The organism is Streptomyces iconiensis (genome assembly GCF_028657195.3).
Lineage (GTDB): Bacteria > Actinomycetota > Actinomycetes > Streptomycetales > Streptomycetaceae > Streptomyces > Streptomyces iconiensis.
Genome location: NZ_JANCPR020000024.1, coordinates 109,179 through 117,835, shown reverse-complemented (window position 1 = coordinate 117,835; position 8,657 = coordinate 109,179). Strand labels below are relative to the sequence as shown.

The 8,657-nt window shown below is 68.9% G+C and carries 7 protein-coding genes; all 7 read right to left on the bottom strand.

Translation table 11 applies throughout. The annotated features are described in order from the left end of the window. Positions 1–58 precede the first annotated feature (58 nt). A complete protein-coding gene (locus tag NMN56_RS23730) occupies positions 59–532 on the bottom strand; it encodes a YbaB/EbfC family nucleoid-associated protein (protein WP_274045698.1) in 474 nt (157 codons plus the stop codon). Between the two features lie 165 nt (positions 533–697). Then, positions 698–3,970 (bottom strand): AAWKG family protein, encoded by a 3,273-nt coding sequence (locus NMN56_RS23725; RefSeq protein ID WP_274045700.1) that lies wholly within the window; start codon positions 3,968–3,970, stop codon positions 698–700. Positions 3,971–4,072: 102 nt separating this feature from the next. Further along, positions 4,073–4,573 carry a type VII secretion system-associated protein gene (locus NMN56_RS23720; protein ID WP_274045702.1) on the bottom strand — a complete coding sequence of 167 codons (501 nt, stop codon included), beginning with the start codon at positions 4,571–4,573 and terminating at the stop codon, positions 4,073–4,075. A gap of 102 nt (positions 4,574–4,675) precedes the next feature. After that, positions 4,676–4,996 carry a WXG100 family type VII secretion target gene (locus NMN56_RS23715; protein ID WP_274045704.1) on the bottom strand — a complete coding sequence of 107 codons (321 nt, stop codon included), beginning with the start codon at positions 4,994–4,996 and terminating at the stop codon, positions 4,676–4,678. 90 nt (positions 4,997–5,086) lie between these two features. Then, positions 5,087–5,437, bottom strand: coding sequence for a hypothetical protein (locus tag NMN56_RS23710; protein ID WP_274045706.1), 351 nt, complete (start codon positions 5,435–5,437; stop codon positions 5,087–5,089). 263 nt (positions 5,438–5,700) lie between these two features. Next, positions 5,701–7,182: a type VII secretion protein EccB gene (gene eccB, locus NMN56_RS23705; protein WP_274045707.1), complete on the bottom strand. Its 1,482-nt coding sequence runs from the start codon at positions 7,180–7,182 to the stop codon at positions 5,701–5,703. A gap of 24 nt (positions 7,183–7,206) precedes the next feature. Further along, positions 7,207–8,607, bottom strand: a complete 1,401-nt coding sequence (gene eccD, locus NMN56_RS23700; protein WP_274045709.1) for a type VII secretion integral membrane protein EccD — start codon at positions 8,605–8,607, stop codon at positions 7,207–7,209. Positions 8,608–8,657 lie beyond the last annotated feature (50 nt).

Here is an 8,657-nt window from a genome sequence, read left to right as displayed (position 1 = left end):
CCCTTCCGCGCTCAGACTCTGTTCCCGTGCCACGCCCGGACTCTGATCTCCTCGCCGCTCAGGTTCTGTTGCCGCCGTTCCCGTCACCCTCGTCGTCCTCGTGGATCTCGTCGCGCAGCCGGTCCCTGCCCGCCCGGCCGGAACCTGGCTGGCCGCCGCCGCTCAGCGCCGAGCCGAAGATGCGGTTCCAGTCGAGGTCCAGCCCCCGGCGAACAGAGCCCTCGGGTCCCGGCTGGGTGAAGGGCGCGAAGGTGTCCATCACCCGGTGCGCCATCTGCGCCCGCCCCTGCTGGACCGCCTCCATGACCGAGGCGGCCAGTTGGGGGCCCGTCATGTTCTGGTGCTTGTTGTCGAGGAACTTCAGCCCCGTCAGCCCGCCCTGCGCCTCGACGGTTGCCTCCACCACGCGGTCCTTGGAGCGCACCGTCGCCGATGCCTGGCTGAGGTCTGTCTGCGCGCGCTCGACGGCGGCCCGAGCGGCCTCCAGCTCGGCCGCGGCCTGGGCGATGCGCTCCTGCAACGGCTCGGACAACAGAACTCCTGTTCAGGGAAGAGGAATGATCATTGTGTCGTACAGCAGTTCCGGAAAGCTATACGGGGAGAAAATCCTTGCGGCGACGAATGCCGTACGCGGCGGTGAAGTTCACCGGCGTACCTGCCAGCGCCCGGCAGCAGAAGGAGAGTTCGGCGGCACGGTCTAACGGCCGATCACCGCCGGTGAACCGCCCTCGTCGGTGCCCCAGACGTCGTCGTCCTCCGGCTCCCAGACCTCACGCTCGCGGTCGCCGCTCTCGGTCTCGGTCTGACCCTGCCCCGCGCCGCCGCCCATCGGCAGGAACGGGCTGGCGCCACTGGTGCTGACCGCCTGCCGTTCCTCGTACGTGCCCTTGCCGCGTGGGGCAGCGCCGGTACGGCGGTTGCTGACCACCTCGCCGGTGTCGATGACGTTGCGGACGCGCTCGGAGGGGCCGTCGCTCCCCTTGCCGCCTCCGCCTCCGCCCCCGCCCATGCCGCCCATCGGCATCCCGCCCATGGGCATACCGCCACCGCTGCCGCCCGCGCCGGCGCCGCCCGGCATCGGGCCGCTGTTCAGCGGGGAGCCGCGGCCCTGGCCCTCCGCGGCCTCGGGCCCGCCCGATCCGCCGGAGGCACCACCCAGTGACGGCTCGCGGTAGGGCGAGTCGTCGTACAGCTCCTCCTCGTAGGAGGGGTCGCCGTAGTCGTATGAGGGGGTGTTGAGGGCGCCGGGAGAGCCGCCACCGTTCATCTGGTGCGAGCCGGGGCCGTAGTCGGGCTGGGCGTTGCTGGGGTCGTTGAGGTAGCCGGTGGTCGTCGTGCCGTCGGGGCTGGTGACCGAGGTGGCGCCGGTGTCCGGGTCCACCCGCGAGGTGCTGCCGTCGGGGTGTTCGGTGACGACCTGGCCCTGCGGGTCCAGGTGGGTGGTGCTGCCGTCGGGGTTGTTCAGCAGGTCGCCCGCGTTGAGCGGCCCGGAGTACGACGTGCCGTCCGGCCTGGTGACGGTGGACATCTGGCTGTGCGGGTCCACCACGGACTTGCTGCCGTCCGGGAACTCCGTCACGACGCGGCCCTGGGAGTCCAGATGGGACTCGCTGCCGCCGGGGTTGGTCAGGGAGTCGTCACCGTTGACCGGGCCGGAGATGTCCTGGTGCTGCCCCAGACCGCCGGCGTCGCCCATGTGCTGGTCCAGGCCGCCGCCGTTCAGTTGGCGGCTGAGCTGCTGCTGCTTCTGCTGGTACTCCTCCTGCTTGTGCTGGGCCTGCTCCTGCTTCTTCTCCTGCTCGGCGCGGACCTGCTCCTGCTTGGCCTCCTGCTTCTCGCGGACCTCTTCCTGCTTGTGCTGGGCCGCCTCCTGCTTCTTCTCGGCCTCCTGCTCCTTGGCCTCCTGCTTGGCCTCCTGCTCCTTGCGGATCTCGTCCTGTTTCTGCTGGGCCTGCTCCTGCTTCTTCTCCTGCTCGGCCCGGACCTGCTCCTGCTTGGCCTCCTGCTCGGCGCGGACCTGTTCCTGTTTGGCCTCCTGCTTCTCGCGGGCCTCTTCCTGCTTGTGCTGGGCCTGCTCCTGCTTCTTCTCCTGCTCGGCCCGGACCTGCTCCTGCTTCGCCTCGGCCGCCGCCTGCTTCTTCTCCTGCTCCTTCTCCCGCCGGTCCTGGTCGGCCTTCTGCTGATTCGCCTGCCGCATCTGGAACGCCTGGGCCTGCTGCTGCGCCTGCTCCTGCTTGTGCTGGGCCGCCTCCTGCTTGGCCTCCTGACCGGCGCGCATCTGCTCCTGCTTGGCCTCCTGCTCCTTGCGGATCTCCTCCTGCTGCTTCTCCTTCTCCGCCTGTTTGGCCTCGGCCTGCTTCTCCTTCTCCTCCTGCTTGGCCTCCATCGCGGCCCGTTTGGCCTCGGCCTCCTTCTCCTTCTCCTCCTGCTTGGCCTCCATCGCGGCCTGCTTGGCCTCGGCCTCCTTCTCCTTGGCCTCCGCCTTGGCCTCGGCCGCCGCCTCCTTCGCTTCGGCCTTGGCCTCCGCTTCCGCCTTCTCCTTGGCTGCCTTGGCCTCGGCGTCCTTCTTGTCCTTGGCGTACTTGGCTTCCGCTTCGGCTTTTTCCTTGGCCGCCTTGTCCTCGGCGTCCTTCTTGTCCTTGGCGTACTTCGCTTCCGCGTCCGCCTTTTCCTTGGCCGCCTTGTCCTCGGCGTCCTTCTTCTCCTTGGCGGCCTTGTCCTCCTTGTAGGACTCCCCGATCCCCTTGTCGCCCTTGGTGCTGATGGACCCGAGGTCGAAGTGCGACGTTCCCCACGCGGTGGCCAGGTTCTTCAGGGCCTCCTCAGCGGGGTCGATGAGCTTTTCCTTGACGGACGTCTCCCAGCGGGTGATCGCGTCGTCCCCCACGTGTTTCCAGGTGTCCAGCTCTTTCATGTCGCCGTACTGATGGCCGTTCACATTCGTGGCCTGCGAGGTGAACGAGCCGGTCGGGGTGTAGTCCCAGCGGCCGGCCGAGTAATAGCCTCCGGGAATGTAGTCGGCGGTGACCTGCGTCAGATTCTTGTCCCAGGAATTCGTGGCGATCTCCGCCAGCAGATCGACGAGCCAGCGCAGCGGGTTGCCCTCGAAGACGTTCCAGTAGTCCCACTTGTTGTGGAGGTTCTGGGCCTGCGTCCGCAGGTCCTGCCCCGCTTGACGCAGCGCGCGGCCCTGCTTCGAGACGCCGCCCACGGCCTCCATGTCGTCGGCGTAGTGGTCGTACCGGCGCCTGAGTTCATGGATGAGGTCCCAGAAGACACCGGCGGCCTGCCCCAGCCACGCGTCGCTCTGCTCCGTGCCCACACGGTTCTGCCACTCGTCCATCGTGGTCTTGCTGTCCCACAGGAACTTCGCCACCCGGTCGAAGGCGTCCGCCGCCATGTCGAAGGACTTCAGCCTGACGCCCTTGGCGAGGTCGATGGGGGGTTCGCCGCCCCAGCTGAAGCCGAGGGTCCCGTTGTCCTTCTCCAACAGGTCGCTCAGCGCGTGTCCCGTCCCGTAGGAGTACTTGGTCAGCGCCAAGGTGTTCCAGACCGTGCCGTCGTCGCTCGGCTTGAAGTGGCCGTCCTCCAACTCCTTGCCGTAGTTGCTCTTCCCCTCGCCCCCGACGACCTCGCCGCCCACCGGCTCGCCATTCGCGATCTTGGCACCGAGCAGGGTGAAACGGGCCTTGTAGTACGTGACTCCCTCATAGCCTCCGCTGGTGTAGAACGGGATGACGAAGTCGGTGTTGTTGATGTCCCAGCCCGCGTTCTCCGCCATCCAGTCGTATTCATGACCCGTGACGGAATCGACGCTGTCCTGCTTGGAGACCTCGACCTTCATCTGCTTGATGCCGTGGTTGCCGGTGATCTCGTCGAAGAGCGTGTTTCTGGGGGGCGCCTCGTAGCCGGTGAAGAGTCTGACGGCCTTCATCCAGTAGTCGTCGTACTCGGTCTTGTCATCGGCCATGGCGGAACTCCATCAACGGGGGGTCAACAGGCGGGTACGGGCGGCGAGGCCAAGGATCAGGACGTGCGGGACCCGCCTGCCGACGTGGGCTGCGGGACGGATCTAGTCGTCCTTGCCCCCGTCCCCGCCCCCGTCCTCGTCAGGTGAGGTCGTGAGGTCGACCTCGACGCCCTCGTCCTCGAAGATGTCGTAGAGCTTCTGGCCGTCGATGGCGTCCAGGCTCTTCCCCTGGGTCTTGACGAGGGAGTCGATGGTTTCCTCAAGCGCGGAGTCGATGTCCTTGAACAGTTCGGTGTGGCTGGTGATGATCCCGTCCAGCGCGGTCACCATTTCCACCACGGCCTTGTTCACCGCGTCCCCGTGCGTCCCGGTGCCCTCGGCCGCCATGTTCCCGATCGCGAGCGGGACGGGCGTACCGAAGGGCAGTCCCGGAATGGTCCCGTCATCGCCCTTCAGGCTCTTCATGGCGGGAATCACGGGGTCTCCCGTGCCGTCTTCCGCAATCTCCTTGAGCTTTTTCCGGAACCCCGCTATGTCGTGGTCCTTGAACTTCTGGAGCCATTCCTTGTTGAGCTGCGTCGGGGGCTTGTTGTCCTCGGCCATGTCCTCGCGTCCTTGCCTCTCTCCGTCACGGTCCGGTCAACGACAGCGGGCGACCGCCCCACGTCTTCCTCCTCGTGGAACGGTCGCCCGGGCGGCACCAGATCAGCCGATCTTGACGTCCTGCCAGCTCTGCGTCTGCTGACGCTCGTTCTGGCTGTAGAGGTCGCGGATGTCGTTCAGCGTGCTCGCGTTGCTGTTGAGCCACGTGGCCATGTTGGTGACGGCCTGGTTCCACGCCGCCTGCTTCTCGTCGTAGACCGCGCGGTCCTCACCTTCCCAGGAGTTCTTCAGCGCCTGGAGTTCGTCGTTCAGACTGTTGATGATCTTCTCGATCTCGCGCGTCTGAAGGCGCATGTCGTCGACCGCGTTGTCGACGTGGGAATAGCTGACATAGATGTATCCGTCGGTCAGGTTGTCCGGCATCAGTGACCTCGTCTCGCTGAGTGGCTGTCGGGGGAGGGTGTTTCGGGTCGTACGGTCGAGCGCGTGCCGGTGGGGTCCCGGCCCGCACGGTCACTGCCCTGCGGTGCTGCCCATCAGGCCGTCGAAGACCGACTGCGACTGGGAGTACGCCTGGTTGATGGCCTCGTTCGACGAGCCCTGGGTCATCCCCTGGGCCCTGAGCGTCTCGTTGAGCTGGTTGATCATGTCCTGGAGGTTCTTCGAGATGATCTCGGCGTGCTCGTCCCAGGAGTCCAGCAGCTTCTGAAAGGCGCCACCGTCGCTGCCCTGAAGCCCCGAGATCATGCCGTGCTTGGTGTTCTCGACATCCTGACGCCGGCTCTGGACGCCCGAGAAAGCCATCTCCAGGGCCTGAATACCGTTCCGTGTCGCCTGTTCTTCTGCCCTCTGCATGCCCGCCATGGACTTCCCCTTTCCGGAGGATTCTCACCGCCGGGCCCGAAGCCCTGATGCGGCCCGCGCAGCTGGACACGGAAGTGCCGCCACCCAGTTGGTTGGTACAGGTATCGATGTTAAGAAGATCGTAGAGCGTGGGCAACGCCGACCGGCAAGTAGCGCCGCTTCATGCGGGGTTCACCAGCCCGCCCTGTTTGCACGGGACTTGGCATACACAGGCACCTTTCCGGACGCACCTCACATACCGATGTGCCGACGGGCAGGGCGCGTTATCGCCCTCGTTGGCCGCCGGTCTTCTCCTCGTCGGCGCCACACGGCGCGGTTGTCGCCTTGGCACGGCCGGACTTCGCCGCCGAGGACGTCAGATCAGGCCCCGTCGGCACCATCGACAGCAGCGACGACGGAAGCCGCTGCGCCTGGCTCGTGGTGTAGCCCAGCGCCTTGAGCGCTTCGGGCTCGGGCACCCGGTACTTCACCCCGCTGTCGGTCACCAGGTACACGGTGCTGCCCGCGTTCGAGCCGTCGGCGCCGAGCGCGTGGACCAGGGCCCCGCCGCCCGGCGGCACCACGATGCGGTTGACCGTCACACAGGCCGGGGTCAGCCCTTCCGTCGGGGCCTGCGCCGCCCGGCCGATGTTGTCGGCATCCGCCAGGGACACGCTCACGCGGGTGCCGTCCTTGCCCGACCTGATACCGACGCACGTGGCGTCGCCCGCGTCCGGCTCGACCGCCTTCGGCGGACTCGCGGGCAGGTCCTTGCGGGTGTCCCCGCCCTCGGCGCCCGGCGCCAGATGGCCGATCACCGCGTCGGCGCCCAGCGAGACGGTGCTGACCGCACCGCCCCCGTACGCCTTCTTGGTCTCGGGGTCTCCGAGGAGCAGCGCGGCCACCGTGGCGTTGACCGGGGCCAGCCCCTCCTTGCGCAGCACGTAGTAGCGGGCGTTCCCGTCCCCGCCGGGCGCCGCTGCCCGGAAGACCTGGCCTGTCCGGGTGCGGGCGCCGCCGAGCGACGGGCCGGGGTCGCCCCGCCCCGCTATGTCGGGGGAGGTCAGATCGGGGCCCGAGGGCAGCGAGTTGAGCAGCGCCGCGGAGACCGGGACAGAGCTGCGGGAGCCGTAACCGAGGGCTTCGCGGGCCCCGCCGGCCACGTCCAGGCGCAGTTTGCTGCCCTGCCACACCAGGTACGTGGCCTTGTCGGGCCCGGCGACCAGCAGCCCCTCCGAGCCGCCGAGGCGGTCGCCCTGGATGTCCTTGCCGATGGCCAGCGCGGTGGCGGTCCTGCCGTCGCCCGCGGCCGAGCACACCTGCCACGGTCCTGTGGTCAGGGAGTCACCCCCCGGTACGTCGTCGGGGGCCCCGGCGATGCCCACGGGCACGCCGTGCGCCGTACCGCTGAGCGAGGCGCCGCCGACGGACGCGCTCTCCAGGTCGGCGCCGAGAAGCAGCCGCGCCGAGGTGTAGTTGCGCACCGGACGCAGCCGTCCGTCGAGGTAGAGGTAGCGGCCTCCGGTGTCCTTGTTGACCACCAGCTTGTCCTGCTCCCGCCAGGAGTCCTTCGTGCCGGGCTTGATGAGCCCGAAGACGAAGGCACCCGCGGCGATCAGGAGGGCGATGATGACGCTGATGGCGACCCCGCGGTTGGTTCTGCCCTGGGGGCTCTCGGGGGCGTCGGGGTCGGCGCGCAGCATGCCCGAGGTGAGCCGCCCCATGACGAACATGTGCGCCTGGACCTGGTCGCGCTTGGACTGCACTGTGCGTTCCTCCGGTTCGGGCCGTCAGCCGTTCAGTCCGCGCAGGGCTCCGTACACCCCGAGCACCCACAGGGCCAGTGGCAGCAGGGCGAGCGCGGTCGCGGAGTGCAGGATCTCCGCGGCCCGGCCCCAGTACGGGACCAGCCGCCGCCCCGGCACGGTCCACGAGGCGATGGCGAGTCCTGCGGTGGCCGCCAGCAGGCTCGCGGCCAGCAGCAGCCGGCTGTCCACCGAGTAGCCGACGGCGCTGAAGAGGACCAGCAGCAGCAGGCCGCCGGCCCCCGGGGCGAAGAGGGAGAGCCGCTGCCATACGTTCCCCAGTCCGCGCCCGTGCAGCAACAGCAGCAGCGCGAGCACGACCGCCATGATGACCTCGGCGAGCCCGCCGTCGTGGGTGAGCACTGCCAGGCAGACCGCGCAGACCGCGCCAACGGCCCCGTACAGCGAGCGCATCCAGCCGTCGGCGAGCACCGCGCGGGCTGCGACCACGGAGGTCGGGTGCGGCTCGATGCCTTCCTGGAGCTGTTCCGCGTTGGTCGGCAGCGGAGGCATGCGCAGTCCGGACATCCGGAAGGCCAGCGAGGGGACGAAAGCGCCGAGGAGTACGGCCACCAGGGCGAGGATCCCGGCCACGTGGGAAGGACCCAGATCGGTGACGACCATCAGCGTGCCGGCGAGGGTGCCGAAGAACATGACCACGGCGAAGCCGAGGAAGAGCGCGGCGAACGAGGCCACTGCGGCGAGGGCGACGATCGCGCCGCCGGCGCCGGCTGCGCAGGCCGCCAACAGCCGGGCGCCCAGCACCTCGTGGCTGTGCGGGCCGCCGAGATCGCCGCCGGGCAGCAGCCAGCCGGCGAGGGCGAGGTAGGGGCCCGCCATGCTGCCGAGGGCAGCGCCGATGGCGCCTTCGCCGACCGCGCGGCTGGCCGAGCCGGCCCCGGCGATCAGCAGCAGCCCGGCCGCCGCCGCGGCGAGGGCGCGCAGTCCTGAGGAGCCGCCGGGCAGGGCGAGGATGATCGCTCCGGCCAGCAGCGCGGCGACGGCGAAACCGGTCAGCAGCCGGGTGCTGGCCAGCGGGCTCCAGCCGTGCGGCCTGCCCTGCATGGTGGTGGATATGCCGTCCACCAGGTCGTCGAGGTGGACTTCGGGGAGGGCGTCGATGCGCGGTCTGAGGTAGAGCGTCTCGCCGTCGCGCAGGTCGTAGGAGTCGAGGGTGCGCTCCTCGTCCATCGGCTCGCCGCCGAGGCGCTGCAGCACCCAGCCGCCGTGGTCGATGCCGTTCTCCGCGAGGTCGTCACCGCTGTAGTCGAGGACGGCGGGCAGCAGGTCGGCCACCGGTACGTCGGAGGGGACAGCCAGATCGATGGTCCTGGCCGGCGCACGTACGGTCAGGCGGCACAGTCCTGCCACCTGGTTGTCAGTCATCGGGCTGGCTCACGTTTCTTCCGGGGGTCTGCGTAGGGCGTTCCCGGGTT